Here is a 26425-nt window from a genome sequence, read left to right on the forward strand (position 1 = left end):
GCAGGGCCTGATTGCCCGACCAAGCCGCGGGATTATCCGGGGCTATCGTATTCAGCGATAGCCCTGGACCGGCGTCAGCAGGCTTCGAGGTGTTCCACCACCAGCTGGATGGCATCGCCGCCGCGGTAATCGTCGGGCGTGAGCCGATAGGCGAGTCGGGCGCGGGGCGGTGGCGGCTCCCCCTTCCAGGCGCCGAAGTGGATGCCGGCCAGCGTTGCACGCAGTCCATCCACGCCCAGCGTCAGCCGCAGATGTCGCTCGGCGACCACGCGCCAGTCGCGCACCTCGAACTCGCCATCGAACAGGGGCTCTGGAAACCCCTGCCCCCAGGGACCACCATCGCGCAGCGCCTGGGCGTGGGCACGATCGAACTCGGACGGTGCCAGGGCGCCATCGCTTTCGACGGTGGCCTGCAAGGCAGCGGGATCGAGCGTGGCTTCGGCATGGGCGTGGAAGGCGGCTTCGAACGCCTGCAGCCGCTCGGCGTCGAGGCTCAGGCCAGCCGCCATCGCATGGCCACCGAAGCGCTCGATCAGGCCGGGGTGGCGGGCGTCGACAGCAGCGAGCGCATCACGGATGTGGAAGCCCGGGATCGAGCGCGCCGAGCCCCGCAGGCTGGTGCTGCCCGGTTCGGAGGGCGCGAAGGCCACCACTGGCCGATGCAGGCGTTCCTTCAGCTTGGAGGCCACCAGGCCCACCACACCCGGGTGCCAGCCCGGGTCGAAGGTGCAGACCGCGGCAGGCAGTGCCCCGGTCCGCCCCAGCGCGTCCAGGGCCTGCGTCGACAGCGCACGTTCTGCTTCGTCGAGCATTGATTGCTGCACGTTGCGGCGTTCGCGATTGATGGCGTCGAGCTGGCGGGCCAGCTCGTAGGCGCGCGCGGGTTCGTCGCAAAGCAGGCACTCGATGCCCAGCGCCATGTCTTCCAGGCGCCCGGCGGCGTTCAACCGCGGCCCCACGGCGAAGCCGATATCCGCGGCCACCAGCGACTCCGCACGGCGCCCGGCCACCTCGATCAGTGCCTTGAGCCCGGGGCAGCCCTGCCCCGCCCGCAGCCGGCGCAGGCCTGCGGCGACCAGCGCACGGTTGTTCGCGTCCAGCGGCACCAGGTCGGCCACCGTCCCGACCGCGACGAGGTCCAGCAGCTGCCCGAGGTCCGGACCCTTGCCTTCCAGCCGTCCATCGGCGCGCAGCCGCGCCCGCAGCGCGAGCAGCACGTAGAACATCACGCCCACGCCCGCGAGGACCTTGCTGGGAAAGCCATCGCCGTGCCGGTTCGGGTTCACGATCGCATCCGCCGCCGGCAGGCGTTCGCCGGGCAGGTGGTGGTCGGTGACCAGGACCCGCCATCCCAGCGCCTTGGCCGCGTCGATGCCGGCGTGGCAGGCGATGCCGTGGTCGACCGTGACCAGGAGGTCGGGGCGCGTCGGCGCCAGTTCGCCGACCAGCGCCGGGGACAGCCCGTAGCCATGGATCATGCGGTTGGGTACCGCGTGCAGGACCTCGCGCGCGCCGAGCATGCGCAGGCCCCGCACCGCGACGGCGCAGGCGGTGGCCCCATCGCAGTCGAAGTCGCCGACCACGAGGATGCGCTGGCCCTCGGCGATGGCCGTGGCCAGCAGCTTCGTGGCGCGGTCGAGGTCGAGCAAGCCGTCGGGCGGCAGCAGGCCGGCCAGGCGCGGGCGCGCGGCATCGATGTCCGCGGCGCCGCGCGCGGCGTAGATCCGGCGCAGCAGTGGCGGCACGTCCGCCGGCCACTCGGCGCCAGGCTGCACGCCGGGGACCTGCCGGCGGCGGATGGTACGTGGTGGCGTCACTGCGCGGGCCAGGACGTGGCGCGACGCCAGAACCGCAGCAGGTGCCTGCGGCGGAGCGAAAGCCGCCAGCCGTCGCCGTCGTCGAGCCGCAGCTCAGCGATTTGCCCCCCACGCAGCGCCTCGAGCGCCGGGAGCAGCCACTCGCGCTCGATCCACTCGAGATCGCGCGTGCCCTCGATGTCGTACACGCCGGGCGCGCCGGTGAACCGGTCCGGCAGCGCTTCGCCCAAGCCGCCGACCGCTGCCAGTGCGCGCGCAGTGTCGTCGTCGCTGTAGCCGGTCTCGCCCCCGCCGCCGGCCACCGCCGGGAGGCGACCGCCACCCCAGAACCACAGCGCGTTCACGGGCGCCTGCCCGCGCGCGGCGCGACGCGCGTTGAGCGGATGGTTGTGCAGGGTCACCTGGGCCTCGCTGGCGAGGCTGCGCCAGCGCCGGCCCTCGGGACTGGTGTCGAGATGGTCGAAGAGGTCCTCGCCCAGCGCATCGCCCGGATCGGAGAACGCAGGCACCGTCGTGCCGCCGGGCAGGCGCAGGTACCAGCGCGCCGGGTGCGGCGCGTCGAGCGCGAAGCCGGCATCGCCAAACAGCGGCCGCAGCGCGGGCAGCAGTTCGTCGCAGTCCTCGCGCGTGAGCGCGAGCGCCTCGCCATGCGCGAGCAGCCGCACGCCGTTGATGTCCGGACGCAGCCACACTGGATCGGCGCGCAGCCAGGCCGCGCCTTCGGCATCGCCGACCTCGGCCTGTCGCGACAGCGCCGCGATCGGCCAGCCTTCGCCGCGCAGCGGGAAGTACCGGAGCAGCTGCGCGCGTCGCCCGGGCTCGCCGTCGGGCTGCCGCGTGCCGCGCCCGAGCGCTGTCGCGTTCGCGACGGACAGGCGCTGCCGCCCGAGCCTCGTGGCAGCCGGGAGCAGCAGGGTGATGGTGCTGGGGGCCGGCATCGCCGGATCAGCCGTAGCTGACCTCGACGATCTCGTACTCGCTGGTGCCGCCGGGCGCCTCGATGGTGACGACGTCGCCAGCGTGCTTGCCGATCAGCGCACGCGCCACCGGCGACGAGATCGCGATCTGGCCGTTCTTGATGTCGGCCTCGAGGTCGCCCACGATCTGGTAGCGCTTTTCCGCACCGCTTTCTTCGTCGGCCAGCAGCACGGTGGCGCCGAACACCACCTTGTCGCCCACCTTGAGCGTGGACACGTCGATCACCTGCGCGTGCGAGAGCTCGCCCTCGAGCTGCTTGATGCGGCCCTCGATGAAGCCCTGCTGCTCGCGCGCGGCGTGGTACTCCGCGTTCTCCTTCAGATCGCCGTGCTCGCGTGCCTCGGCGATCGCATTGATGACGGCAGGCCGCTGGACGCTCTTCAGCTCATCCAGCTCCGCGCGAAGCCGCTGCGCGCCCTGTGCCGTGATCGGTGGTCTCATGTCTTCTTCAACTCCTCATGCAGTTCGTGCAGTGCCCACACCGGGCCGCTGCCGCGATAATCCAGAGAATGCAGCAAGGCCTTCGCACCGGCAATGGTGGTCGAATAGGTCACCCGCTGCTGCAGCGCCTCGCGACGGATCGAGAACGAGTCCGCGATCGCCTGGCGCCCTTCGGTGGTGTTGACGATATAGGCGATCTCGCCGTTCTTGATCAGGTCGACGATATGCGGCCGGCCCTCGGCCACCTTGTTGACCTGCTCGCAGGCCACGCCGTTCTCGCCCAGCCAGCGTGCGGTGCCCGAGGTCGCGATCAGGGAGAAGCCGCGTTCAAGCAGCGCATGCGCCACCGGCAGCAGCCGCTTCTTGTCGGGGTCGCGCACGGACACGAAGGCCTTGCCCGGCGTCGGCGCGCGGATGCCGGCCGCTTCCTGTGCCCGCGCGAACGCGGCGCCGAAGTTCTGGCCCACGCCCATGACCTCGCCGGTCGAGCGCATCTCCGGGCCGAGGATCGGATCCACGCCCTGGAACTTGGCGAAGGGGAAGATCGCCTCCTTGACCGAGTAGTAGCCGGGCACGACTTCCTCGGTCACGCCCTGCTCGGCCAGCGTGCGGCCCGCCATGCAGCGCGCCGCGATCTTGGCCAGCGGCACGCCGGTGGCCTTGGACACGAAGGGCACGGTGCGCGAGGCGCGCGGGTTGACCTCGAGCAGGAAGATCGTGTCCTCGCCTTCGTCGTCGGTCTGCACGGCGAACTGGGTGTTCATCAGGCCGACCACGTTGAGCGCACGCGCCATCGCCGCGACCTGCTCGCGCAGGCGGGCCTTGGTGGACTCCGACAGCGAATACGGCGGCAGCGAGCAGGACGAGTCGCCCGAATGCACGCCGGCCTCCTCGATGTGCTCCATCAGGCCGCCGATCAGCACCTGGCCGTCGGCATCGGCGATGACGTCGATGTCGACCTCGACCGCGTTGTCGAGGAAACGGTCGAGCAGCACCGGCGAATCGTTCGACACCTTCACCGCTTCGCGCATGTAGCGTTCGAGGTCGGCGTCGGCATGCACCACTTCCATCGCGCGGCCGCCGAGCACGTAGCTCGGGCGCACCACCAGCGGGTAGCCGATTTCCCCGGCCAGCGCCAGCGCCTGCTCGGCGCTGCGCGCGGTGCGGTTGGGCGGCTGCTTCAGGCCCAGCTCGTCGACCAGCTTCTGGAAGCGCTCGCGATCCTCGGCGAGGTCGATCGAGTCCGGCGAGGTGCCGATGATCGGCACGCCGTTCGCTTCCAGCGCGCGCGCGAGCTTGAGCGGCGTCTGGCCGCCGTAGTGCACGATCACGCCCTTGGGCTTCTCCAGCTCGACGATCTCCAGCACGTCTTCCAGCGTCACCGGCTCGAAGTACAGGCGGTCGGAGGTGTCGTAGTCGGTGGACACGGTTTCCGGGTTGCAGTTGACCATGATGGTCTCGTACCCGTCCTCGCGCAGGGCGAGCGCCGCGTGCACGCAGCAGTAATCGAACTCGATGCCCTGGCCGATGCGGTTGGGGCCGCCGCCGAGCACCATGATCTTGTCGCGGCCGGTGGGTTCGGCCTCGCACTCTTCCTCGTAGGTCGAGTAGAGATAGGCGGTGGTGGTCGCGAACTCGGCGGCGCAGGAATCCACGCGCTTGTAGACCGGCTTGATGCCGAAGGCGCGGCGCAGCGCACGCACGGCCTTTTCCTCGACGCCGACAAGCTGCGCCAGGCGGGCATCCGAGAAGCCCATGCGCTTGAGCTCGCGCAGGCGCACGGCGTCCAGTGCATCGACGCCCGCGACCTCGGCTTCGCGCTCGGCCGCGACGATGTCTTCGATCTGGTCGAGGAACCAGGGGTCGATCCACGACAGTGCGAACACGTCGTCCACCGTCATGCCGGCGCGGAAGGCGTCGGCGACGTGGAACAGGCGGTCGGGCTTGGGTTCGCGCAGCTCGCGCCGAAGCGCCGCCAGCCCGTCCTCGGAGCCCAGGTCCAGCCCGGTGGGATCCAGTCCGACCTTGCCGGTCTCGAGGCCACGCAGCGCTTTCTGCAGCGATTCCTGGAAGGTGCGGCCGATCGCCATCACCTCGCCCACCGACTTCATCTGGGTGGTCAGGCGCGAATCGGCCTGCGGGAATTTCTCGAAGGCGAAGCGCGGGATCTTGGTGACGACGTAGTCGATCGAGGGCTCGAAGGACGCCGGCGTCAGGCCACCGGTGATGTCGTTCTTCAACTCATCAAGCGTGTAGCCCACCGCCAGCTTGGCCGCGACCTTGGCGATCGGGAAGCCGGTCGCCTTCGACGCCAGGGCCGACGAGCGCGACACGCGCGGGTTCATCTCGATCACCACCACGCGCCCGGTCTCGGCGTTGATGCCGAACTGGACGTTGGAACCGCCGGTATCGACGCCGATCTTGCGCAGCACGTCGATGGACGCCTGGCGCAGGCGCTGGTATTCGCGGTCGGTCAGCGTCTGCGCCGGCGCGACGGTGATCGAGTCACCGGTATGCACGCCCATCGCGTCGAGGTTCTCGATCGAGCAGACGATGATGCAGTTGTCCGCGGTGTCGCGGACGACTTCCATCTCGAACTCCTTCCAGCCCAGCACCGACTCCTCGACCAGGATCTCGCCCACCGGCGAGAGCTCCAGGCCGCGCTTGGCGATCTCCTCGAACTCCTCGCGGTTGTAGGCGATGCCGCCGCCGCTGCCACCGAGCGTGAAGCTGGGGCGGATGATGGTCGGATAGCCGACGCGCGTCTGGATGTCGACCGCCTGCTCGAAGGTCTTCGCGACCTCCGCCTTCGGGCACTCCAGGCCGATCTCGGCCATTGCCACGCGGAACAGCTCGCGGTCCTCGGCCATCATGATGGCCTCGCGCTTGGCGCCGATCAGCTCGACGCCGTACTTCTCCAGCACGCCGTGGTCGGCGAGATCCAGCGCGCAGTTGAGCGCGGTCTGGCCGCCCATGGTCGGCAGCAGCGCGTCGGGGCGCTCCTTCTCGATGATCTTCTCGACCATCTGCCAGGTGATCGGCTCGATGTAGACCGCGTCCGCCGTGTCCGGGTCGGTCATGATCGTGGCCGGGTTGGAGTTCACCAGCACCACGCGGTAGCCCTCTTCGCGCAGCGCCTTGCAGGCCTGCGCGCCGGAGTAGTCGAACTCGCAGGCCTGGCCGATGACGATCGGGCCAGCGCCGATGATGAGGATGGTCTTGAGATCAGTGCGCCTGGGCATCAGTGCGCCTCCATCAGCGCGATGAAGCGGTCGAAGAGCGGGGTCACGTCCTGCGGGCCGGGCGCGGCTTCCGGGTGGCCCTGGAAGCTGAAGGCCGGCGCGTCGGTGAGCGCGATGCCCTGGTTGGTGCCATCGAAGAGCGAGCGGTGGGTCACGCGCACGGTGTCCGGCAGCGTGGCCTCGTCGATCGCGAAGCCATGGTTCTGCGAGGTGATCATCACCCTGCCCGTTTCCAGGTCCTGCACCGGATGGTTGGCGCCGTGGTGGCCGTTGGCCATCTTCATCGTGCGCGCGCCCACCGCCAGGCCCAGCAGCTGGTGGCCGAGGCAGATGCCGAAGGTCGGGACCTTCGCGGCCAGCACTTCGCGGATCGCCTCGATCGCGTAATCGCAGGGCTCCGGATCGCCGGGACCGTTGGACAGGAACACCCCGTCGGGCTTCAGCGCCAGCACCTCGGCGGCGCTGGTGCGCGCGGGAACCACGGTGACGTCGCAGCCGCGGTCGGCCAGCATGCGCAGGATGTTGCGCTTGACGCCGTAGTCCCAGGCCACCACGCGGAAGCGCGGCGCGACGGTGCGGAACGTGCCGGCGTCGAGGTCGAGGTCGCCCTCGCTCCACTGGTAGCGGCTGTCAGTGCTGACCATCTGCGCCAGGTCCATGCCCTTGAGGCCGGGGAACTTGCGGGCGGCCTCGAGGGCGCGGTCGACGTCGATGTCGCCGGCCATCACCGCGCCGTTCAGCGAGCCGCGCTCGCGCAGCAGGCGGGTCAGGCGGCGGGTGTCGATGCCGGCGATGGCAACCACGCCGCGATCGGCCAGCCACTCGGGAAGCGCGGCGCGGCTGCGCCAGCTGCTGGGGCGGCGCGGCACGTCGCGCACCACCAGGCCCGCCGACCAGACCCGGCCGGACTCGTCGTCCTCGCCGGTGCAGCCGGTGTTGCCGATGTGGGGATAGGTCAGGGTGACGATCTGGCGCGCGTACGAGGGGTCGGTCAGGACCTCCTGGTAGCCGGTCATCGCGGTGTTGAACACGACTTCGCCGACGGAGAGGCCGGGCGCGCCGATGGATACGCCTTCGAAGACAGTGCCGTCTTCGAGCACGAGGATTGCAGGTGGGGTCACTGGCGGTCGCCTAGGTGGGGTTGCAAGACACCGCCGGCCCGGCATCGGCCGGCCCGGAGGCAAGTGGTTCAGGCGAGCGGGAATGATACCGGCGCGGCCCCGGCCGCGCCAGCTTGGGACGTGAACCGATGCTGTTAAAGCAGGTCGCGGAGCCGCCAGGCGCCCGCTTCGCGACCGCGCAGGCGCATGGCGGCGTGCAGGGCCCCGCGTGCGAACACATCGCGGCTGGTGGCACGGTGGATCAGCTCGATCCGCTCACCCGCACCGGTGAACTGGACCAGGTGCTCGCCGACCACGTCGCCGGCGCGGAGGCTGGCGTAGCGCGCCTCCGCCCCACCCCGCCCGGCCGCGGCGCCAAAGGCCAGCGCGGTCCCCGAGGGCGCATCCTTCTTGTGCACGTGGTGGGTCTCGACGATATCGCAGTCCCAGCCGGCCAGGCTTGCGGCCGCGCGCTCCACCAGCTCCTCGAGCACGGCCACGCCCAGGCTGAAGTTGGCCGCCCAGAGCACGGGAATCGCCTCCGCGGCGTCGGCGAGGGCCTGACGCTGTCCGTCGGACAGCCCCGTGGTGCCAGACACCAGGGCTGCGCCGCGCTGCCGGCAGAGCGCGAGCAGCGGATCGAAACCCTCGGGCAGGCTGAAGTCCACCGCGACGTCGAACGCGGGTACGCCCGCAAGCTCGCTGGCGGCGAAGCGCGGCACGCCGTCGACCACGCGCTGGGCGGGCCGGCGGGAGACGGCCGCGACCACGGTGCAGTCGCCGGCCGCGCCTTCCGCGCACAGGCGCAGCAGTGCATGGCCCATGCGACCGCTGGCACCGTGGATCAGGATTCGCGTGGATTCGCCCATGCGCGCAAGGCTAGCCGCGCGCACCGGTCCCGACAAGGAAGATCGCGCGCATCTCCGCGCCCGCTCAGGACGTCATACGCTCCCAGAACCCTCTCACGCCGTCGACGAAGGTGCTGGATTTCGGCGAATGGCGGCGCGCGTTGTCGCCCACGAAGGTCGCCTCCAGCTGGTCCAGCAGCTCGCGCTGCTCGTTGGTCAGGTTGACCGGCGTCTCCACCACCACCTTGCAATAGAGATCGCCCGGGGCGCGGCTGCGCACCGACTTCACGCCCTTGTCGCGCAGGCGGAAGACCTTGCCGGTCTGGGTCTCGGCGGGCACGCGGATCTCCGCTTCGCCGCCGAGCGTGGGTACGCGCACGGTGTCCCCCAGGGCAGCCTGTGAAATCCGGATCGGGACCTCGCAGTGCAGGTCGTCGCCGTCGCGCTGGAAGATGTCGTGGTCGCGGACGCGGACCTCGACGTACAGGTCACCGGGCTGGGTACCGGACGGGCCGGCCTCGCCCTCGCCGGACAGGCGGATGCGGTCGCCATTGTCGACGCCCGCAGGCACCTTCACCGACAGCACCTTCTCCTCCTCCACGCGGCCGTTGCCGCGGCAGGCCGGGCATGGCGACTTGAAGGTCTTGCCGCGGCCATGGCACGACGGGCACGGCTGCTGCATCGAGAAGATGCCGCGCTGGAAGCGCACCTGGCCGTGGCCGTGGCAGGTATCGCAGGTCTCGAGCACGCTGTCTTCGGAACCCGTGCCCTTGCAGGGCTCGCATTCCACCAGGCTGGGCAGCTCGATCCTGCGTTCGACGCCGGCCACGGCGTCCTCGAGGTCGAGTTCCATCACATAGCCGATATCGGCCCCGCGGCGCGGGCCACGGGGCCCGCCGCCACCGCCGAAGATGTTGCCGAAGATGTCGCCGAAGATGTCGCCCATGTCGGCGCCGCCAAAGCCCGGGCCGGCGTTGCCGCCGCCCATGCCGTGCTCGAACGCCGCATGGCCGTGCTGGTCGTACATGCGGCGCTTGCCGCCGTCGGACAGCACCTCGTAGGCCTCCTTGCACTCCTTGAACGCGGCCTCGGCGGCAGCGTCGCCGGGGTTGCGGTCAGGGTGGTGCTTCATCGCGCAGCGGCGATAGGCCTTCTTCAACTCGTCCTCGGTGGCGGTACGGCCGACACCGAGGACGTCGTAGTAGTCGCGCTTGCTCAAGGTCAGGCCTTCTTGTCGTCGTCCTTGACCTCGGTGAACTCGGCGTCGACGACGTCGTCGGCCTGACCGCCTTCGGCCTGGCCCGCGTCACCGGCACCGGCACCGGCCTCGCCCTGGCCGGCGGCTGCGACAGCGGCGAACAGCGCCTGCGCAACCTCTTCCAGCGCCTTGGTCTTCGCTTCGATCTGGCCCTTGTCGTCGCCCTTCATCGCGGTCTCGACCTCGGCGATGGCGGACTCCACGCGGCCGATCACATCGCCCGGGACCTTGTCGCCGTTGTCCTTGATCGCGCTGCGCGTGCCGTGCACCAGCGCGTCGGCCTGGTTGCGGGCACCGACCAGTTCATGGAACTTCTTGTCGTCCTCGCGGTGCGCCTCGGCGTCGGCGACCATCCGCTGGATCTCGTCGTCCGACAGGCCCGAGCCGGCCTTGATCTCGACCTTCTGCTCCTTGCCGGTCTTCTTGTCCTTGGCGGTGACGTGCACGATGCCGTTGGCGTCGATGTCGAACGACACTTCCACCTGCGGCATGCCGCGCGGCGCGGCGTCGATGCCGCTGAGGTCGAACTTGGCCAGCGACTTGTTGTAGCGGGCCTGCTCGCGCTCGCCCTGCAGCACGTGCACGGTGACCGCGGACTGGTTGTCCTCGGCGGTGGAGAAGGTCTGCGAGGCCTTGGTCGGGATGGTGGTGTTCTTCTCGATGATCTTGGTGAACACGCCACCCAGGGTCTCGATGCCCAGCGACAGCGGGGTCACGTCGAGCAGCAGCACGTCCTTGACGTCGCCGGCGAGCACGCCGCCCTGCACCGCGGCGCCGATGGCGACCGCCTCGTCGGGGTTGACGTCCTTGCGCGGGTCCTTGCCGAAGAACTCGGCCACGGCCTGCTGCACCTTGGGCATGCGGGTCTGGCCGCCAACCAGGATCACCTCGTTGATGTCGCTGGCGCGCAAGCCGGCGTCGTTGAGCGCCACGCGGCAGGGCTCGATCGTCTTCTTGACCAGGTCCTCCACCAGCGCCTCGAGCTTGGCCCGGGTCAGCTTGATGTTGAGGTGCTTCGGGCCCGAGGCGTCGGCGGTCACGTAGGGCAGGTTCACTTCCGTCTGCTGCGCGGTCGAGAGCTCGATCTTCGCGCGTTCGGCGGCATCCTTCAGGCGCTGCAGGGCGAGCGGATCCTTGCGCAGGTCGATGCCCTGGTCCTTCTGGAACTCTTCGACCAGGTAGTCGATGACGCGCTTGTCGAAGTCCTCGCCGCCAAGGAAGGTGTCGCCGTTGGTGGCCAGCACCTCGAACTGCTTCTCGCCGTCGACTTCGGCGATCTCGATGATCGACATGTCGAAGGTGCCGCCGCCGAGGTCGTACACGGCGATCTTGCGGTCGCCGCCGTCCTTGTCCAGGCCATAGGCCAGCGCGGCCGCGGTGGGCTCGTTGATGATGCGCTTGACGTCGAGGCCGGCGATGCGGCCGGCGTCCTTGGTCGCCTGGCGCTGCGAGTCGTTGAAGTACGCCGGCACCGTGATGACTGCTTCGGTGACCTTCTCGCCCAGGTAGTCCTCGGCGGTCTTCTTCATCTTTTCCAGGATGCGCGCGGAGACTTCCTGCGCCGACAGCTTCTTGCCGTCGCTGGTCTCGACCCAGGCGTCACCATTGTCGTGCGCGACGATGGAATATGGCACCAGCTCGAGGTCCTTCTTGACTTCGGCATCGGTGAACTTGCGGCCAATCAGGCGCTTCACCGCGTAGAAGGTGTTCTTGGGGTTGGTGACGGCCTGGCGCTTGGCGGACGCGCCGACCAGCACTTCGCCGTCCTTGGTGTAGGCGACGACGGACGGGGTGGTGCGATCGCCTTCGCTGTTCTCGATGACGCGGGCCTTGCCGCCGTCCATGATCGCCACGCACGAATTGGTCGTGCCGAGATCGATGCCGATGATCTTTGCCATGGGTTTGCCTCTGGGTTCGTGTCTGGGGCGGCGGCGCCGCCGATGACTGCTATCTGGGGATGGTCGCCGGCGCCTTCAAGCGCCGGTGGCCGTGGGTTCAGTCGGCTTGGGCGACGGCCACCATGGCCGGGCGCAGCAGCTGTTCGTTGAGCCGGTAGCCCTTCTGGAACAGCTGGGCCACGGCACCCGGACCAACGTCCGGGGCTTCGACCACGCTCATCGCCTGGTGCAGGTCGGGGTTGAAGGCGTCGCCGGCAGCCGGTGCGATCTCGAACAGGCCGTGGTTGCCGGCCACCCGGCGCAGCTCGCGCAGGGTCAGCTCGACGCCGTCGTGCAGCGGGCCGGCGGCCCCGGCGACCAGCGCCGCGTCCAGGCTGTCGAACACCGGCAGCAGGTCGCCGAGGATCTGCTTGTTGGCGAAACGGCAGGCGTTCTGGACGTCACGCTCCATGCGGCGGCGCTGGTTGTCCAGGTCGGCGCGGTCGACCAACGACTGCGCGCGCACCTGCTCCAGTTCGGCGCGGAGGGATTCGATCACGTCTTCCAGGGGACGGTCTTCTGCGGGCGCCTCGGCGGCGTGGTCGGGCGTGGGTTCGGTGGTCATCGCTCTCGTGGGTCCGGAGTGTCTCGGTCCGGACTGAGTGGGGATGCGGGCTCGGGTTTCAAGGCGGCGCCCAGCACTTCGGCCGTCGCCTGCACCACCGGGATCACCCGGTCGTAGGCCATGCGGGTCGGGCCGATGACCCCGAGCACGCCCAGCACCCGGCCGTTGGCACCGTAGGGCGCGGTCACCAGCGACATCCCGGCCAGCGGCGCGATCCCGGTTTCCTCGCCGAAGAACACCCGCACGCCCTGGGCCTTCACCGTGCGTTCGAGCAGCTGCAGGATCTCGCGCTTCTCGGTGAAGGCGTCGAACAGCTCGCGCAGGCGGTCGAGGTCGGCCAGGTCCTGCAGGCCCAGCAGGCGCGCCTGGCCTGCGACCACCATGTCCTCGCCCCCGGGCACCAGCACCTGCTCGGCGATCTCGGTGGTGGCGCGCAGCAGGCCTTCCATCTCGCTGCGCGCGCTCTTCAGCTCGCGCAGCAGGGTGGCGCGGATGCCCGCCAGCGGCTGCCCGGAAAAATGGGCATTGAGGTAGTTGGCCACGCGCTCCAGCTCGGCGGCGTCGTAGGCACGCCGGGTCTGGACGATGCGGTTCTGCACCTCGTTGTCGGCGAACACCACGATCGCCATCACCCGCTGCCCGTCCAGGGGCACGAAGTCGATCTGGCGGAACGCGAACTGCTCACGGCCCGGCACGCTGACCACGCCGACGAAGCGGGTCATGGCCGAGACCAGCTCCGAGGCGCTGCCCAGCAGCGACTGCGTGCCGCCGCCGGGCGCGAGGCTCCCGCGCAGGCGCTCGAACTCGCCCTCGCCCAGCGGGCTGAGCTGCAGCAGCGAGTCGACGAACACGCGGTAGCCGCGGGCCGTGGGCACGCGCCCCGCCGAAGCGTGGGGCGCCGACAGCAGCCCCACCTCCTCCAGGTCGGACAGGATGTTGCGGATGGTCGCCGCGCTCACGTCCAGCCCTGCGTGGCGCACCAGGGTCTGCGATCCGACCGGCTCGCCGTCGCGGATATGGCGGCCGATCAGGGTCCGCAACAGCTGGCGCGCGCGCGGGTCGAGGGGATCGGAAGGGTGTCGGGACATGCCGCGGGTATACGTCCGCGCGGCACTTGTCGCAAGCGACGAGATCCGTCGATGACAGACTTCGCGTCCACGCGTCACAATTCGCAGACCATGCTCAAGCGCCTGTCGATCAAGGATTTCGCCGTCGTCTCCGCCACCGAACTCGAGTTCGGACCGGGGCTGACCGTCGTTTCGGGTGAAACCGGCGCCGGCAAGTCGCTGATCGTCGACGCCCTGGGCTTCCTGTCCGGGCTGCGCGCCGACAGCGGAGTGGTCCGCCATGGCGCCCAGCGTGCCGAGCTCGACGCCGAGTTCGACCTCGCCGACTCGCCCGCCGCGCTCGGCTGGCTGCGCGAACAGGAGTTCGACGACGGCCAGGCTTGCCAGCTGCGGCGCACCCTGCGCGCGGACGGCGGCTCGCGGACCTGGATCAACGGGCGTCCGGCCACGCTGTCGCAGCTCAGCGCACTGGCCGCGCTGCTGGTCGAGATCCACGGCCAGCACGAGCACCAGGCGCTGCTGTCACGCGGCAGCCAGCTCGCCCTGCTCGACGCCTTCGGCCGCCACGAGGCCGAGCTGGCGGCCGTGGCCGCGGCGGCACGCGCCTGGGCCGCGCTGCTGCACGAGCGCGAGCGGCTGAACGCGGCCGGCGACGTCTCCGACCGCATCGATTTCCTGACCCACCAGCATGCCGAGCTCGAGCGCGAGGCACTGGAGCCCGAGGCGATCGAGGAGCTGGTGGCCGGACACCGCCGCCAGGCCCACGCCACCGACCTGGTCGAGGCCTGCGACACCGCGCTCGAGCGCCTGGGCGGCGACGCCGATGCGCTGCCGGGGGCCGTGCAGCAGTTGCGCGGCCTGCTGGCGCGCATGCAGGCGCATGAGCCCCGCCTGGGCGAGGTCGACAGCATGCTCGAGGGCGCGGCGATCCAGCTGGACGAGGCCGCCGTGCTGCTCGACCGCGTCCGCGCCGACCTGGATATCGACCCGGACCAGCTCCAGGAGCAGGAACGCCGGCTCTCGCGCCTGCACGAGCTCTCGCGCAAGCACCGGGTTGCGCCCGAGGAGCTGGCGACACATCGCGACGCGCTAGCCGCCGAGCTGGAGACACTGGTCGGTTCGGCGGCACGGCTGTCGGGCCTGGAAGGCGAAATCGATGTCGCCGCCGCCACGTGGCGCACCGCCGCGACGCGCCTGGGCAAGGCCCGCGCCAAGGCCGCCGCCGCACTCGGCAAGGCCACGACCGCGCTGATCGCGGAACTCGGCATGGGCGGCGGCCGCTTCGAGATCGCGCTGGAGCCCACTGGCGCCGATGCTCCGGATGCACAGGGCGCCGAGCGCGCCGAGTTCCTGGTCACGGCCAACGCCGGTCAGCCGCCGCGGCCGCTGCGCAAGGTGGCATCGGGCGGCGAGCTCTCGCGCATCTCGCTGGCGATCGAAGTCGCCGCGCTCGGCCTGGACGCCGTGCAGACCATGGTCTTCGACGAGGTCGATTCCGGCATCGGCGGCGGCGTGGCGGGGATCGTGGGGCGGAAGCTGCGCGACCTGGGCAGCCGGCGCCAGGTGCTGTGCGTGACCCACCTGCCGCAGGTCGCGGCGCAGGGCCATGCCCACTACCGCGTCAGCAAGGCCGAAAGCGCGGGGATGACGCAGAGCTCGGTGCGCCTGCTCGACGCCGCCGGCCGCCAGGAAGAACTGGCGCGGATGCTGGGCGGGATCGAGGTCAGTCGCGAAGCGCGTGCCGCGGCGCGACGGCTGCTGCGCGAGGCCGATGAAGCGCCAGCCGGCTGAAGAACGCGCGGTCGAGCGCGGGCTCAGCGCTTCTTGCGCACGTAGAGCACCAGCGAGTGCTCTTCCAGGATATAGCCGTACCTGTCCGCGATCTGGTGCTGCAGCTCCTCGATCTCCGGGCTTTCGAACTCGATGATCTTGCCGGTGTCGACGTCGACCATGTGGTCGTGGTGGCCGCCCCGGTCGATCTCGTAGACGGCAGTGCCGCCCTCGAAATTGTGCTTCAGCACGAGGCCGGCGGCTTCGAACTGGGTGAGCACCCGGTAGACCGTGGCGAGGCCGATTTCGTCACCGCCGTCGAGCAGCTGGCGGTAGATGTCCTCGGCGGTCATGTGGTGGTGCGCGGTCTTCTGCTCGAGCAACTGCAGGATGCGCATGCGCGGGTGCGTGACCTTCAGCCCGGCCTTGCGCAGCTCATTGGTTTCCATGCGTATTCCGTTCATTGGCGGTTGCGGCGCCAGCTGCCGTGGTTCGGTCGCGGCGGCCCGGCGAGTGTATCATCGCGTCATGTCCGCCCTGCCCTGGCTCCCGATGCGCAAACTGATCGTTCCCGTCCTCACCGCCTGCCTCGTCACCGGCTGCGGCGTCATCTACAAGCAGCCGATCTACCAGGGCACCCTGGTGACGCAGGAGCATGTCGAACAGCTGCAGGCCGGCATGAACCGCCAGCAGGTGTCGGCGCTGCTCGGCACGCCGTCGATCCAGGATCCGTTCCACCACGAGCGTTGGGACTACACCGCCACCGAGCGCGTCGGCCGTGCCGGCAAGACCGAGGTCCACAACCTCGTGCTGTTCTTCGAGGGCGACTCGCTCGCTCGCTGGGAGGGGGATTATTTCCCCGACCGCGACAAGGAGCTGATCGGCAACGTGCGCCGGCAATTCGGCCCCAACCTGCCCCGCGACAAGGGCAAGCGCGGCCGCTGAGCACCCGCGAGCCTCAGCCGCCCGCGCGTGCGGCGCGGCGCCTCCGCGCTTCTTTGGGATCGAGCAACAGCGGACGCAGCAGCTCCACCCGGTCGCCATCGCGCAGCCCCTGACCCGCCGCGGCGCGCACGCCGTGGATCGCGTACCCGTCGATGCCCTCCAGCGGCAGTCCGCTCGCGGCCACGGCATCATCGACGGTCGCAGGCGCCGCCAGTTCGACGACCACCGCGCGATGGTCGCGGGGCAGCGCCAGCACCACCTCCACCCGCACCGCTCAGCCCCCGGCGTCGGCGACGCGCACGAAGTCGTCGACCATGCGGTCGGCCAGGCCCTGCAGCCCGAGCTTCAGGGCCGGCACCAGCAGGCGGCTGCGCGGCTCGAAATCGAGGCTCAGCGTGACCTTGCAGGCCGATTCGTCGAGGGCGCGGAATTCCCAGCGCCCCTGCAGCCTGCGGAACGGACCGTCGCGGAGGTTCATGTCGATGTGGTGCGGCGGTGACAGCTGGTTCTCGGTGGTGAACCAGGTGCTGATGCCGCCGATGCCGAGCTCCAGGCGCCCCAGCATCCGGCTGTCGTCGGACTCGATCACCTCGGCACCGCTGCACCACGCGAAGCGCCGTGGATAGGCTTCGACGTCGTTGACCAGGAAAAACATGCGTGCTGCCGAGTGCGCGACCAGCGCGGACCGTGTGATGGTGGGCATGAGGGACGTGCTTCCATTACCTGTCGCGCCCGGCGCCGTGGGACAATGGCGCAATGGGCAAGAGCGCAAAGGATAAGGGAAAGGCCAAGGCCGGGGGCACGATCGCGCTCAACAAGCGCGCGCGCCACGAGTACGAGCTCGGGGACCGCTTCGAAGCCGGACTCGCCCTCCAGGGCTGGGAGCTGAAGTCGATCCGCGCCGGCCGCGCCAACATCGGCGAGAGCTATGCCGTGGTGCGCGGCGGCGAGCTGTTCCTGTTCGGCGCCCAGGTCACGCCACTGACCCAGGCCTCGAGCCACGTCGTCGCCGACGAGCGGCGCACGCGCAAACTGCTGCTGCACCGCCACGAGATCGACAAGCTGGTCGGGCTGGTGCAGCGCGACGGCTACACGGTCGTGCCCACCGCGCTGTACTGGAAGGGCAACAAGGTCAAGGCCGAACTGGCGCTGGCCAAGGGCAAGCAGGCGCATGACAAGCGCGAGGCCGCCAAAGACCGCGACTGGCAGCGCGACAAGCAGCGCCTGATGCGTCGCCACAACCCCAACGCCTGAACACCTGATAGCGCGATCGCTGCGCCTGGGGGAGCCGTTATAGCGGCGATCGCGGCCATGGCCGCTCCCACAAACTCAGGCTGGCTCGTCGGGCAGCGTGAAGCGGAACCGCGCACCCGCGCCTGGCGCGCCCTCGCCGCTGATCACGCCGCCGTGGCGCTCCACGATCCGCTTCACCGAAGCCAGGCCCACGCCTTCGCCTGCGAACTCGTCGGCGGCGTGCAGGCGCTGGAACGGACGGAACAGTTTCGAGGCATAGGCCTGCTCGAAGCCGATGCCGTTGTCGGCGACCTCGAACCACGCTTCGCCCGCATGCTCGACGCGCCGGAACGTGATCCGCGCCGGGTCGGTGTCGCGGGTGAACTTCCATGCGTTGCCCAGCAGGTTGCCTAGCATGTTGCGCACCAGGGTGCTGTCGCCCGAGGCCTCGAGGCCCGGCTCGATATCCAGCTCGACCTTCCGCGCGGAGTCGCCCTGCTGCAGCTCGGCGATGATGTCCTCGGCCATCGCCGAAAGGTCCAGCGATTCGCGCCTGAGTTCACCGCGCGACACGCGCGACATCTTCAGCAGCGCGTCGATCAGCTCGCCCATGCGCGCGGTCGCTGCGCGGACCCGGGCCAGGTAACCGGTACCGACATCGTCGAAGGCGTCGGCATGCCGCTCGGCGACCATCCGGCTGAAACCGTCGATCGCGCGCAGCGGCGCGCGCAGGTCATGGGAGATGGTGTAGGCGAAGGATTCAAGCTCTTCGTTGGCGCGCGTGAGCTCGCGCGTGCGCAGCGCCACGCGTGCTTCCAGGGTGCGGTTGAGCGCCAGCACCTGGGCCTCGGCGCGCAGCCGGTCGGTGATGTCCTCGACCTGCACCAGGCTGGCCAGGTCCTGCCCGTGTTCGCCCGGCACCTGGGCGTAGGTCAGGTGCACGTGGCGGATGTCGCCATCGTCGCGATGCAGTTCCCGGGTGACGCGATACACGCTCCCCGACGCCGCCCGTGCACGCGCTTCGGCCTCGTCGCCGCCGCCGGTGACCAGGCTGCCGAAGAACCGGCCCATCAGCTCTTCCGGTGAAGCACGCAGGATGTCGGCCAGGGCCAGGTTGGCGTCGATGATGCGGCCGTCGCGGTCGAGCAGCGCCTTGCCGATCGCCGAGAAGCGGATCGCGCTCCGGAAGCGCAGCTCGCTGCGACGGAAGGAGTCGCTCATCCGCGCCGCGATGCTCTGTGCGCGCGACTGCGTGCGCGCCAGGATCATCGCCAGCGCGAACAGCAGCAGCGACGCCAGCACACCGACGTAGATCGTGCCTGCCGGGCCGAGAAGCCCGGCACCCCCGCCCTGCGCCGGTGCCTGGTGGAAGTCGAGCCGCCAGCGCCTGCCGTACACGTGCTCCACCCTGCTGTGGCGCACGCCTTCGACCTCGGCGCCGGGAAACGTCGCGGGATCGATCGGGAACATCGGCAGTTCGGCGCCTGCACCTTCACCTTCGCCGATGTCGACGATGCGCAGCGACAGGTCTCCGCCCGGGAGCGCCCTGGCAACGAACAGGTCGAGGCGGAACGGCGCGCAGACCCAACCCGCCAGCGCCGCCGTGCGAGCCATCGGGTTACTGGGCACGATCCCGTTGCGATACACGGGCGCATAGATCACCAGCCCCGGCCCTGCGCCCTCCCGCATCCGCGACAGGGGCGCGGTGATGCGTGCGGACGCGTTGGCACGCGCGGCCTCCATCGCAGCGGCCTGCGCCGGCACGGTCAGCATGTCGAAGCCGATGAAGTCGATGGTGTCCAAGGTCTGTGGCTCGAGCAGGACCACCGGTCCGTACTCGGGTCGCGCGCCGGGGGGATCGATCCGGAACAGCGTGCCCGTGGCCTGGCGCTGCTCGAGCTGGAAGTCCTGCAGCTGGGCCGGTGACAGCGCCGCCGCGTAGCAGAGCCCCAGCATGGCCGGGAACCGCGTCGACAGGTCCAGGCCGTCCGCATAATTGCGCCACTGCCGGGCGCTGGGCCGGTCGACGGCGGCAAGCAAGGACACGCCACCACGGGTGATCAGCTCGTACGTCAGCAGTTGCTGGCGCAGCCGCGCGGCCACCTGGTCGGCCTCCGCGGCCAGCCGCGCCTCCGCCAGCGCGAGCTCGCGATTGCCGGCACCGGTTGCATAGACCGCCACCAGGGTCAGCGACGCCACCAGGACCAGGACAGCCAGCGCGTAGCCCTGGCGCGCGGGCAGCGGTTCGCCCGAAGGCATGTCGTGGTCAGGCGTGGCCATGGGGGCGGAGCATAACGCGTGCCCGCCGGCGGGCTGCGCTCAGCCAGCTGAACCCTTGTGCAGCCAACGCGACCGGATCGCTTGCAGGGGCTGCCGCCACGCCTATACTGGTCCGGTCGCGCGTGTTCACTGCCACCCGGCAGGCGCCAGGTTTCCCGATCAACGGGGGTGTACTGGCTTCGACGGGGGTTGCGAAATCGCCTGGCGCATGCCGAGGGGGTAGCTTTCCTCGTAAATCCAGCTGCAAACTTTTAGTTGCCAACGACGACAACTACGCTCTCGCCGCTTAAGGCGTAAGCCCCGAACCCACTTGTGCCCGTACTCGTGGATGTAGGGTCATCATTACGGGAATCCAGCCGCGGCGGCCGCCTGTCTGCCACGGTTGAACTCACAGGCTGGTTCCCTGGTGCGCTTCGCACGCCGTGCTGTCGGGGAACGAGATCCAACGGCGAGCTAAGCATGTAGTGCCGGGGATGGAGTGCCTTCGGACGCGGGTTCAACTCCCGCCACCTCCACCAAACAAGTTCCACGCAAGTCAGGACAGGCCGGAATCCACTTGGATCCCGGCCTTTTCCTTATGGTCCGCCGGTGCGCGGCGCCGAGGTGATGCAGGATGCGGCATCCTATGCGCATGACGCGGCGCCTCGCCTCCACTGCTGACCGCCCCACCGCCACCGGCAACGTCCTGCGCCCGGTCGAGCGCTGGCGCGACGGCGCCGTGCAGCTGCTCGACGACCACGTCGCCGAAGAAGTGCCGGTGGCCTTCGTCTACAACGACGAACCCTTCGCCGTGATGATGGCCACGCCCGTGGACCTGGCCGATTTCGCCACCGGCTTCGCGCTCAGCGAGGGCATCGTGGAGCGCGCCGACGACGTGGCCATCGAGCACATCCGGGAGTTCATCGAAGGCATCGAGATCCGGCTGCGGATCCCGGCCGGACGCGCCGAAGCGCTGGCCCTGCGCCGGCGCAGCATGAGTGGGCGCAGCGGCTGCGGAGTCTGCGGCAGCGAGCTGCTGGAGGCGGCGCTGCGCTATCCGCTGCCGGTGGCGTCCGAAGTGGAGGTCACGACCGCGGCACTGCGACGGGCGCTGGGTGGACTGCGCGCGGCACAGGAGATCACGGCGCTCACCGGCGCGGCGCACGCGGCCGGCTGGGCCGCGCTGGACGGCGAGCTGCTGCTGGCGCGCGAGGACGTGGGCCGGCACAACGCGCTCGACAAGCTGATCGGGGCGATGCATGCGGCAGGCCACGATTCGGCGAATGGCTTCCTGGTCGTCACCAGCCGGGCGAGCTATGAGATGGCGATGAAGGCGGCCAGCGCGGGCATCGGCTTCATGGCCGCGATTTCGGCGCCGACGGCACTGGCGATCTCGCTGGCGGAGCGGGCAAACCTGACGCTCATCGCCTTCGCGCGCGACGATGGGCAGGCGGTGTACGCGCATGGGCGGCGGCTGCTGGCGGCGACCGATGGCGACGGGACCGGCGCGGCATGAGCAAGGGCCCCATTCGCAGCTACGACGGCCCCGCCGGCGGTTGGGACGCGCTGAAGAGCGTCGCACGGCAGCTGGTGAAGGAAGGCGTGGGCGTTGGCGGCGCGAAGACGCTGCTGCGCACCAACCAGCCCGACGGCTTCGACTGCCCCGGCTGCGCCTGGCCCGACCGCGACCACAGCTCGACCTTCGAGTTCTGCGAGAACGGCGCGAAGGCCGTCGCCGCCGAAGCCACCCGGCATCGTGCGGGTCCGGAGCTGTTCGCCCGATACAGCGTCACGCAGCTGGCGGAGTACAGCGACCACTGGCTCGAGAGCCAGGGCCGCCTGACCACGCCGCTGCGCTATGACGCGGCCACCGACCACTACGTGCCGGCCACCTGGGACGAGGTTTTCGCGCTGGTCGCCAGGCACCTCAATGCCCTGCCCTCGCCGGACGAGGCGGTCTTCTACACCTCGGGACGCACCTCGAACGAAGCCGCGTTCCTGTATCAGCTGTTCGTGCGCGAATACGGCACCAACAACTTCCCCGACTGCTCGAACATGTGCCACGAGTCGTCGGGCACGGCCTTGAACAAGCAGGTCGGCGTCGGCAAGGGCACGGTGTCGCTGCAGGACTTCGAGCAGGCCGACTGCATCCTGGTCTTCGGCCAGAACCCGGGCACCAACCATCCGCGCATGCTCGGAGAACTGCGCGACGCGGCGAAGCGCGGCTGCAGGATCGTGGCCTTCAACCCGCTGCGCGAGCGCGGGTTGGAGCGCTTCGCCGATCCCAAGGACACGCTGGAGATGGCGCGCGGCGGCTCGACGAAGATCGCCTCGGACTATTTCCAGCTGAAGATCGGCGGCGACCTGGCCTTGCTCAAGGGCATGGCCAAGCACCTGCTCGAGCGCGATGCGGAGGCGGTCGCGCGCGGCGACGCGTCGCTGCTGGACCACGACTTCATCACCGGGCACACCACCGGATTCGACGCCTTCGCCGCCGACGTGCACGCCGAGACCTGGGACACGATCATCGCCGAGTCCGGCCTCGACGAAGCCCAGCTGCGCCACGCCGGCGAGATCTACCTGCGGTCCGAGCGCGTCATCGCCTGCTGGGGCATGGGCATCACCCAGCACAAGCACTCGGTGGCGACCATCCACATGATCGCCAACCTGATGCTGCTGCGCGGGAACATCGGCCGCGCGGGCGCGGGCCTGTGCCCGGTGCGCGGACACAGCAACGTGCAGGGCGACCGCACGATGATGATCTGGGAGCGGCCGCCCGCGGCGTTCCTCGACCGGCTGCAGCAGGTGTTCGGATTCGAGCCGCCGCGCGCGGACGGCTACGACACCATCGGCGCCATCGAGGCGATGGTCGACGGCCGCGCGAAGGTGTTCTTCGCCATGGGCGGCAACTTCGCCGCGGCGACGCCCGACACCGACGCCACCGCGCGCGGGTTGCGCAACTGCGCGTTTACCGTGCATGTCGCCACCAAGCTCAACCGCAGCCATCTGGTGCACGGCCGCGAAGCGCTGGTCCTGCCCTGCCTGGGCCGCACCGAGATCGACATCCAGGCCGCCGGGCCGCAGGGCGTGACGGTCGAGGATTCGATGAGCATGGTGCACATGTCCGCGGGCCTCCGGCCGCCGGCATCGGACACGTTGCTGTCGGAACCCGCGATCGTTGCCGGGCTGGCGCAGGCGACGCTGGGCGCACGCTCGAAGGTCGACTGGGCGTGGCTGGTGGAGGACTACGACCGCATCCGTGACCTGATCGCGCAGGTGTTCGACGACTTCCACGACTTCAACAACCGCGTGCGCGTGCCCGGGGGCTTCCGCCTGTCCAATGGCGCGCGCGACCGCGTCTGGAAAACGGACAGCGGCAAGGCCCGCTTCATCGCCGCCGGCGTGCCGGTCGACAATCCGATCCACCGCGCCCGGCGCATGGGCGGCACCCGCCCGGTATTCACGCTCACCACCCTGCGTTCGCACGACCAGTACAACACCACCGTCTACGGACTCGATGACCGCTACCGCGGCGTGTTCGGCGAGCGTCGCGTGCTCTTCATCCATGCGGACGACATCGCCGCGCTGGGCATGCGTGCCGGCGACCGGGTGGACCTTGAAAGCCTGTGCGACGACGGCGTGCGCCGGCAAGCCATGGGCTTTCTGCTGGTGGACTACGACATCCCGCGCGGCTGCCTGGCGGCGTACTACCCGGAGACCAATCCGCTGGTGCCGCTGTCGAGCTTCGCAGACGAGTCACGCACGCCGACCTCGAAGTCGGTCCCGGTGGTGATCGTTCCGCACCTCGCCGATGGCACCGCGCCGCGCCATCGCGACATCCCGGCCAGCGTCGTTGGTTGACGAGGCTCTCGTCCGCGCCCTGCTCGCCGAACTCGAAGGCGAGCCCGGAGGCGTGTCCCTGCCCCGCCTGTGCAAGCGCCTGGACGTGCGCATGAGCGTGCTGCTGCGCACGCTCGCGTGGATCGGCGAGGACGAGGTCGGTGGCGTCACCGGCACCGGCTGGGTGCGGACGGTTGAGGACGGTGCGCGGACGCTCGCGATCCTGACCGATGCCGGACGCGCGCTCCCGTAACCACGCCATCCGGCATCCGCCTCCCGCGGTCGCGTATGCGATCCTGTGCCGCCCCGCTCCGTCCGCGAACGCCGCCCCTGCATGGCCCACGACTCCACCCCTTCCCTCTCCGCAGCTTCGTCCCGCCCCAAGGTGCTGGTGGTTGACGATGACGTCGACATCGTCGCCCTGATCGAGCGCTACCTTGGTGCCCACGGCTTCGACGTCGACGCGGCGCACAGCGGCGCCGCAATGCAGGCGGCGCTCACCGGCGGGGTCCCCGACCTGGTCCTGCTCGATCTCGGCCTGCCCGACGCCGACGGCCTGTCGCTGCTGCAGCAGCTGCGCACGCACTGGCACGGTCCGGTGATCGTGGTCAGCGGGCGCGGCGAAGCGGTCGAGCGCGTGGTCGGGCTGGAGCTCGGCGCCGACGACTACGTCGCCAAGCCCTTCGACTTCCGCGAGCTGCTGGCCCGGATCCGCTCGGTCATGCGGCGCGCCGCGCCCGTGGAGCCTCCGTCGGCTCCCGAGCCGCCCCGCCGCCTGGCCTTCGCCCACCTGGTCCTCGACCTGGCCGCACGCCGGCTGCACGGTGCCGATGGCGAGGAGATCCTGCTCACCACCGGTGAATTCGACCTGCTGCGTGCGCTGCTCGAGCGGCCCAACGAAGTACGCAGCCGGGACGACCTGATGAGCGCGCTCTACGGTCGCGAAGCGGGCCCCTTCGACCGCGCCATCGACGTCGGCATCGCACGCCTGCGGCGCAAGGTCGAACCCGATCCTTCGGCGCCCGGGCTGATCCGTTCGGTACGCGGCACCGGCTACCTGCTCGCCACCGAGGTGCGGCCGGCATGAGTGGCCATGCCGATGGCGAGCACGCACTGCCGCCGCTGGGCATCCCCGGCCTGTTCGAGGCCGTGCCCGACGCCCTGGTGGTGATCGACAAGGACGGCCGCATCGTCCACGCCAACGCCCATACCGAGGCCCTGTTCGGCTACGCCCGCGGCAGCCTGGAAGGGCTTGAAATCGAGGAGCTGGTGCCGACCGCGGCACGCGCGCGCCACCGCGACTACCGCGACCGCTACATGGAACACCCGCACGTACGGCCCATGGGGGCGACCGGGCAGACCCTGGTCGGGCTGCGCAGCGATGGCAACGAGTTCCCGATCGAAATCGCGCTCAGCCCGCTGCAGTCCGATCACGGGCCGCGCTACCTGGCCTCGGTCCGCGACATTTCCGGCACCCAGCGCGTACGCCAGGCGCTGGCCCGCGCGCGCTACGACGCGATCGCCGCCCACATCGGACAGCTCGCGCTGCAGGCCCCCACCGGACCCGAGTTCATCGACACCCTGCCGCCGCTTCTCGTCGAGGCGCTCGGGGTCGAATCGGTGGCCGTGCTCGCGCCCGCGCATGGCCACCAGCGCGCGGAGGTCCGTGCGACCGCGGGGCCGGCCTGGCAGGTCGGCGCGACCACGCCGCGCCCCTTCGCCGGCGAACACCGCGACGCCTGGAACATCGACGACATCGCCGCCGACCCCGCCGCGTCCGCACTGTTTCCCCTGCCGCTGCCCAATGCCGGCAGCGCGGTGATGGTGCCGGTCCTCGAGCGCCACCAGGCGTCCGGCGCGCTCATCGCCGTGGCCCGCGAACTGCAGCGCTTCGACCACGACGCGCGACACCTGCTGCAATCGGCCGCGGCCACGCTGTCGGCGTTCGTGCAGCAGCGTCGTGCCGAGGAACAGCTCGCGCATGCGCACCGCCTTGATGCCATCGGGCAGCTCACCGGCGGCGTCGCGCACGATTTCAACAACCTGCTGACGGTGATGTCAGGCAGCCTGCAGCTGCTCGAAACCGAGGTCGACAGCGCGTCCGGCCGCGAACTGCTGGGCAGCGCCCTGCGCTCGGTGGGTCGCGGCGCCGAGCTCACCGCAAAGCTCCTGGCGTTTGCACGCCGCCAGCGCCTGGTACCGCGGGAAACCGACGTGCCGGCATTGCTGCAGGACGTCGAGCAGGTGCTGCGCCGCACGCTGGGCGATTCGGTGCATCTGCGCCTGGAGCTGGCTCCGGACCTCTCGACCGCGCATGTCGACGCCGGCCAGCTTGAAGCCGCGCTGCTCAACCTGGCGCTCAACGCCCGCGACGCCATGCTCCAAGGCGGCGAGATCGTGGTCGCCGCCGCGATCGCCGAGATCGGGGGCGACCGCTCCGGCACCGGACTCGCAGCCGGTCGCTACCTGCGCCTGGCCGTGCGCGACAGCGGCAGCGGCATGCCGCCCGAGATCCTGGCGCGTGCCATGGAGCCGTTCTACACCACCAAGGGCCGCGAGCGCGGCAGCGGGCTCGGCCTGAGCATGGTCTACGGCTTCGCGCTGCAGAGCGGCGGCAACCTCGAGATCGACAGCGCCCCGGGCGCCGGCACCGAGGTGACGCTGTACCTGCCCGTGGAGCGCCCGCCGGCGCCGATGTCCGCCAGGACCATCGCTCCGGACAAGCCTCCGCAGGGATCCGGCGGCCGGGGCGAACGCGTACTCGTCGTCGAGGACGACGGCGCCGTGCGCGCGATCGCCGTGGCCTTCCTCAGCGCCGCGGGCTACGCGATCGAGGCCGTCTCCGACGCCGAAGCGGCGCTCGAGCGGCTGCTGGCCGACGCCGGCTTCGCCCTGCTGTTCACCGACGTCATGCTCGGCCCGGGCATGGACGGCAAGACCCTGGCGCGGCAGGCGCGCGAACTGCGCCCGGGCCTCGCGGTGCTGCTGACGTCCGGCGACGAAGAGCACGCTGCCGGGGCCGAAGGCGATCCCGACCTGCGCCTGCTGCGCAAGCCATGGCGGCGGGAGGAACTGCTCGACGCGGTGCGTGGGGAGCTTGCGGCGCGAGCCTGAGCTGCACCTGC

At 70.3% G+C, this 26425-nt stretch carries 22 protein-coding genes and 1 other RNA gene; 9 read left to right on the forward strand and 14 right to left on the reverse strand.

The genetic code is table 11. The features are described 5' to 3' along the window. Window positions 1-74: 74 nt before the first annotated feature. From recJ to hrcA, 10 genes are all read right to left on the reverse strand, one after another. Entirely contained in the window at window positions 75-1817 is a 1743-nt protein-coding gene (gene recJ, locus ACW5F0_RS03110) for a single-stranded-DNA-specific exonuclease RecJ (protein ID WP_456964563.1), read from the reverse strand. Then, entirely contained in the window at window positions 1814-2755 is a 942-nt protein-coding gene (locus ACW5F0_RS03115; RefSeq protein ID WP_456964564.1) for a phosphoglycerate mutase, read from the reverse strand. The genes recJ and ACW5F0_RS03115 overlap by 4 nt, the downstream gene beginning before the upstream one ends. Before the next feature lie 7 nt (window positions 2756-2762). After that, window positions 2763-3224, reverse strand: a complete 462-nt coding sequence (gene greA, locus ACW5F0_RS03120) for a transcription elongation factor GreA (protein WP_456965254.1) — start codon at window positions 3222-3224, stop codon at window positions 2763-2765. Window positions 3225-3232: 8 nt separating this feature from the next. Next, window positions 3233-6478: a carbamoyl-phosphate synthase large subunit gene (gene carB / locus ACW5F0_RS03125; protein ID WP_456964565.1), complete on the reverse strand. Its 3246-nt coding sequence runs from the start codon at window positions 6476-6478 to the stop codon at window positions 3233-3235. Next, the gene (carA, locus tag ACW5F0_RS03130) at window positions 6478-7599 is read right to left on the reverse strand and encodes a glutamine-hydrolyzing carbamoyl-phosphate synthase small subunit (RefSeq protein ID WP_456999003.1); all 1122 of its coding nucleotides are present in this window, start codon (window positions 7597-7599) and stop codon (window positions 6478-6480) included. Before carA ends, carB begins: the two co-directional genes overlap by 1 nt. Before the next feature lie 134 nt (window positions 7600-7733). Continuing rightward, entirely contained in the window at window positions 7734-8447 is a 714-nt protein-coding gene (gene dapB, locus ACW5F0_RS03135) for a 4-hydroxy-tetrahydrodipicolinate reductase (protein ID WP_456999004.1), read from the reverse strand. A 64-nt stretch (window positions 8448-8511) separates the two neighbouring features. Further along, a complete protein-coding gene (gene dnaJ, locus ACW5F0_RS03140; protein ID WP_456999005.1) occupies window positions 8512-9645 on the reverse strand; it encodes a molecular chaperone DnaJ in 1134 nt (377 codons plus the stop codon). A 2-nt stretch (window positions 9646-9647) separates the two neighbouring features. Further along, a complete protein-coding gene (gene dnaK / locus ACW5F0_RS03145; protein ID WP_456964570.1) occupies window positions 9648-11582 on the reverse strand; it encodes a molecular chaperone DnaK in 1935 nt (644 codons plus the stop codon). A gap of 97 nt (window positions 11583-11679) precedes the next feature. Continuing rightward, window positions 11680-12186: a nucleotide exchange factor GrpE gene (grpE, locus tag ACW5F0_RS03150; RefSeq protein WP_456964571.1), complete on the reverse strand. Its 507-nt coding sequence runs from the start codon at window positions 12184-12186 to the stop codon at window positions 11680-11682. Continuing rightward, entirely contained in the window at window positions 12183-13274 is a 1092-nt protein-coding gene (gene hrcA, locus ACW5F0_RS03155; protein WP_456964572.1) for a heat-inducible transcriptional repressor HrcA, read from the reverse strand. The genes grpE and hrcA overlap by 4 nt, the downstream gene beginning before the upstream one ends. A gap of 90 nt (window positions 13275-13364) precedes the next feature. Here hrcA and recN point away from each other — a divergent pair, with 90 nt between their 5' ends. Further along, the gene (gene recN / locus ACW5F0_RS03160; RefSeq protein WP_456965255.1) at window positions 13365-15044 is read left to right on the forward strand and encodes a DNA repair protein RecN; all 1680 of its coding nucleotides are present in this window, start codon (window positions 13365-13367) and stop codon (window positions 15042-15044) included. A 23-nt stretch (window positions 15045-15067) separates the two neighbouring features. Here recN and fur read toward each other — a convergent pair whose 3' ends face one another. Then, window positions 15068-15472 (reverse strand): ferric iron uptake transcriptional regulator, encoded by a 405-nt coding sequence (gene fur, locus ACW5F0_RS03165; RefSeq protein ID WP_456964573.1) that lies wholly within the window; start codon window positions 15470-15472, stop codon window positions 15068-15070. 103 nt (window positions 15473-15575) lie between these two features. On the opposite strand from fur, the gene ACW5F0_RS03170 reads away from it, so the two are divergent. Beyond that, window positions 15576-15968 (forward strand): outer membrane protein assembly factor BamE, encoded by a 393-nt coding sequence (locus tag ACW5F0_RS03170; RefSeq protein WP_456965256.1) that lies wholly within the window; start codon window positions 15576-15578, stop codon window positions 15966-15968. A 13-nt stretch (window positions 15969-15981) separates the two neighbouring features. Here the strand turns inward: ACW5F0_RS03170 and ACW5F0_RS03175 are convergent, their stop codons facing one another. Both ACW5F0_RS03175 and ACW5F0_RS03180 read right to left on the reverse strand, forming a co-directional pair. Continuing rightward, window positions 15982-16239, reverse strand: a complete 258-nt coding sequence (locus ACW5F0_RS03175) for an RnfH family protein (protein WP_456964574.1) — start codon at window positions 16237-16239, stop codon at window positions 15982-15984. Window positions 16240-16242: 3 nt separating this feature from the next. Continuing rightward, window positions 16243-16671: a type II toxin-antitoxin system RatA family toxin gene (locus ACW5F0_RS03180; protein ID WP_456964575.1), complete on the reverse strand. Its 429-nt coding sequence runs from the start codon at window positions 16669-16671 to the stop codon at window positions 16243-16245. Window positions 16672-16724: 53 nt separating this feature from the next. On the opposite strand from ACW5F0_RS03180, the gene smpB reads away from it, so the two are divergent. Further along, window positions 16725-17222: an SsrA-binding protein SmpB gene (smpB, locus tag ACW5F0_RS03185; protein ID WP_456964576.1), complete on the forward strand. Its 498-nt coding sequence runs from the start codon at window positions 16725-16727 to the stop codon at window positions 17220-17222. Window positions 17223-17297: 75 nt separating this feature from the next. Here the strand turns inward: smpB and ACW5F0_RS03190 are convergent, their stop codons facing one another. Beyond that, complete coding sequence (locus ACW5F0_RS03190) at window positions 17298-19481, reverse strand: CHASE domain-containing protein (RefSeq protein ID WP_456999006.1); 2184 nt, start codon at window positions 19479-19481, stop codon at window positions 17298-17300. Between the two features lie 164 nt (window positions 19482-19645). On the opposite strand from ACW5F0_RS03190, the gene ssrA reads away from it, so the two are divergent. The 6 genes from ssrA to ACW5F0_RS03220 all read left to right on the forward strand — a co-directional run bounded on the left by ssrA (window position 19646) and on the right by ACW5F0_RS03220 (window position 26414). Then, window positions 19646-19999, forward strand: a transfer-messenger RNA (tmRNA) gene (ssrA, locus tag ACW5F0_RS03195). 113 nt (window positions 20000-20112) lie between these two features. Then, the gene (gene fdhD, locus ACW5F0_RS03200) at window positions 20113-20976 is read left to right on the forward strand and encodes a formate dehydrogenase accessory sulfurtransferase FdhD (RefSeq protein WP_456964578.1); all 864 of its coding nucleotides are present in this window, start codon (window positions 20113-20115) and stop codon (window positions 20974-20976) included. Next, window positions 20973-23321: an FdhF/YdeP family oxidoreductase gene (locus ACW5F0_RS03205; protein WP_456999007.1), complete on the forward strand. Its 2349-nt coding sequence runs from the start codon at window positions 20973-20975 to the stop codon at window positions 23319-23321. The genes fdhD and ACW5F0_RS03205 overlap by 4 nt, the downstream gene beginning before the upstream one ends. Beyond that, window positions 23314-23553, forward strand: coding sequence for a hypothetical protein (locus tag ACW5F0_RS03210; RefSeq protein WP_456999008.1), 240 nt, complete (start codon window positions 23314-23316; stop codon window positions 23551-23553). The genes ACW5F0_RS03205 and ACW5F0_RS03210 overlap by 8 nt, the downstream gene beginning before the upstream one ends. 81 nt (window positions 23554-23634) lie before the next feature. Next, complete coding sequence (locus ACW5F0_RS03215) at window positions 23635-24387, forward strand: response regulator (RefSeq protein WP_456999009.1); 753 nt, start codon at window positions 23635-23637, stop codon at window positions 24385-24387. Beyond that, entirely contained in the window at window positions 24384-26414 is a 2031-nt protein-coding gene (locus ACW5F0_RS03220; protein ID WP_456999010.1) for a PAS domain S-box protein, read from the forward strand. Before ACW5F0_RS03215 ends, ACW5F0_RS03220 begins: the two co-directional genes overlap by 4 nt. Window positions 26415-26425 lie beyond the last annotated feature (11 nt).

It is taken from the genome of Luteimonas sp. A534, assembly GCF_054072805.1.

What these genes read in the sequence shown, in the direction of transcription:
- ACW5F0_RS03115 (WP_456964564.1), bottom strand. Translation starts at nt 2,755, where the DNA reads ATGCCGGCCCCCAGCACCATCACCCTGCTGCTCCCGGCTGCCACGAGG.
- carB (WP_456964565.1), bottom strand. Translation starts at nt 6,478, where the DNA reads ATGCCCAGGCGCACTGATCTCAAGACCATCCTCATCATCGGCGCTGGC.
- dapB (WP_456999004.1), bottom strand. Translation starts at nt 8,447, where the DNA reads ATGGGCGAATCCACGCGAATCCTGATCCACGGTGCCAGCGGTCGCATG.
- dnaK (WP_456964570.1), bottom strand. Translation starts at nt 11,582, where the DNA reads ATGGCAAAGATCATCGGCATCGATCTCGGCACGACCAATTCGTGCGTG.
- grpE (WP_456964571.1), bottom strand. Translation starts at nt 12,186, where the DNA reads ATGACCACCGAACCCACGCCCGACCACGCCGCCGAGGCGCCCGCAGAA.
- hrcA (WP_456964572.1), bottom strand. Translation starts at nt 13,274, where the DNA reads ATGTCCCGACACCCTTCCGATCCCCTCGACCCGCGCGCGCGCCAGCTG.
- recN (WP_456965255.1), top strand. Translation starts at nt 13,365, where the DNA reads ATGCTCAAGCGCCTGTCGATCAAGGATTTCGCCGTCGTCTCCGCCACC.
- fur (WP_456964573.1), bottom strand. Translation starts at nt 15,472, where the DNA reads ATGGAAACCAATGAGCTGCGCAAGGCCGGGCTGAAGGTCACGCACCCG.
- ACW5F0_RS03170 (WP_456965256.1), top strand. Translation starts at nt 15,576, where the DNA reads ATGCGCAAACTGATCGTTCCCGTCCTCACCGCCTGCCTCGTCACCGGC.
- ACW5F0_RS03180 (WP_456964575.1), bottom strand. Translation starts at nt 16,671, where the DNA reads ATGCCCACCATCACACGGTCCGCGCTGGTCGCGCACTCGGCAGCACGC.
- smpB (WP_456964576.1), top strand. Translation starts at nt 16,725, where the DNA reads ATGGGCAAGAGCGCAAAGGATAAGGGAAAGGCCAAGGCCGGGGGCACG.
- ACW5F0_RS03190 (WP_456999006.1), bottom strand. Translation starts at nt 19,481, where the DNA reads ATGGCCACGCCTGACCACGACATGCCTTCGGGCGAACCGCTGCCCGCG.
- fdhD (WP_456964578.1), top strand. Translation starts at nt 20,113, where the DNA reads ATGACGCGGCGCCTCGCCTCCACTGCTGACCGCCCCACCGCCACCGGC.
- ACW5F0_RS03205 (WP_456999007.1), top strand. Translation starts at nt 20,973, where the DNA reads ATGAGCAAGGGCCCCATTCGCAGCTACGACGGCCCCGCCGGCGGTTGG.
- ACW5F0_RS03215 (WP_456999009.1), top strand. Translation starts at nt 23,635, where the DNA reads ATGGCCCACGACTCCACCCCTTCCCTCTCCGCAGCTTCGTCCCGCCCC.
- ACW5F0_RS03220 (WP_456999010.1), top strand. Translation starts at nt 24,384, where the DNA reads ATGAGTGGCCATGCCGATGGCGAGCACGCACTGCCGCCGCTGGGCATC.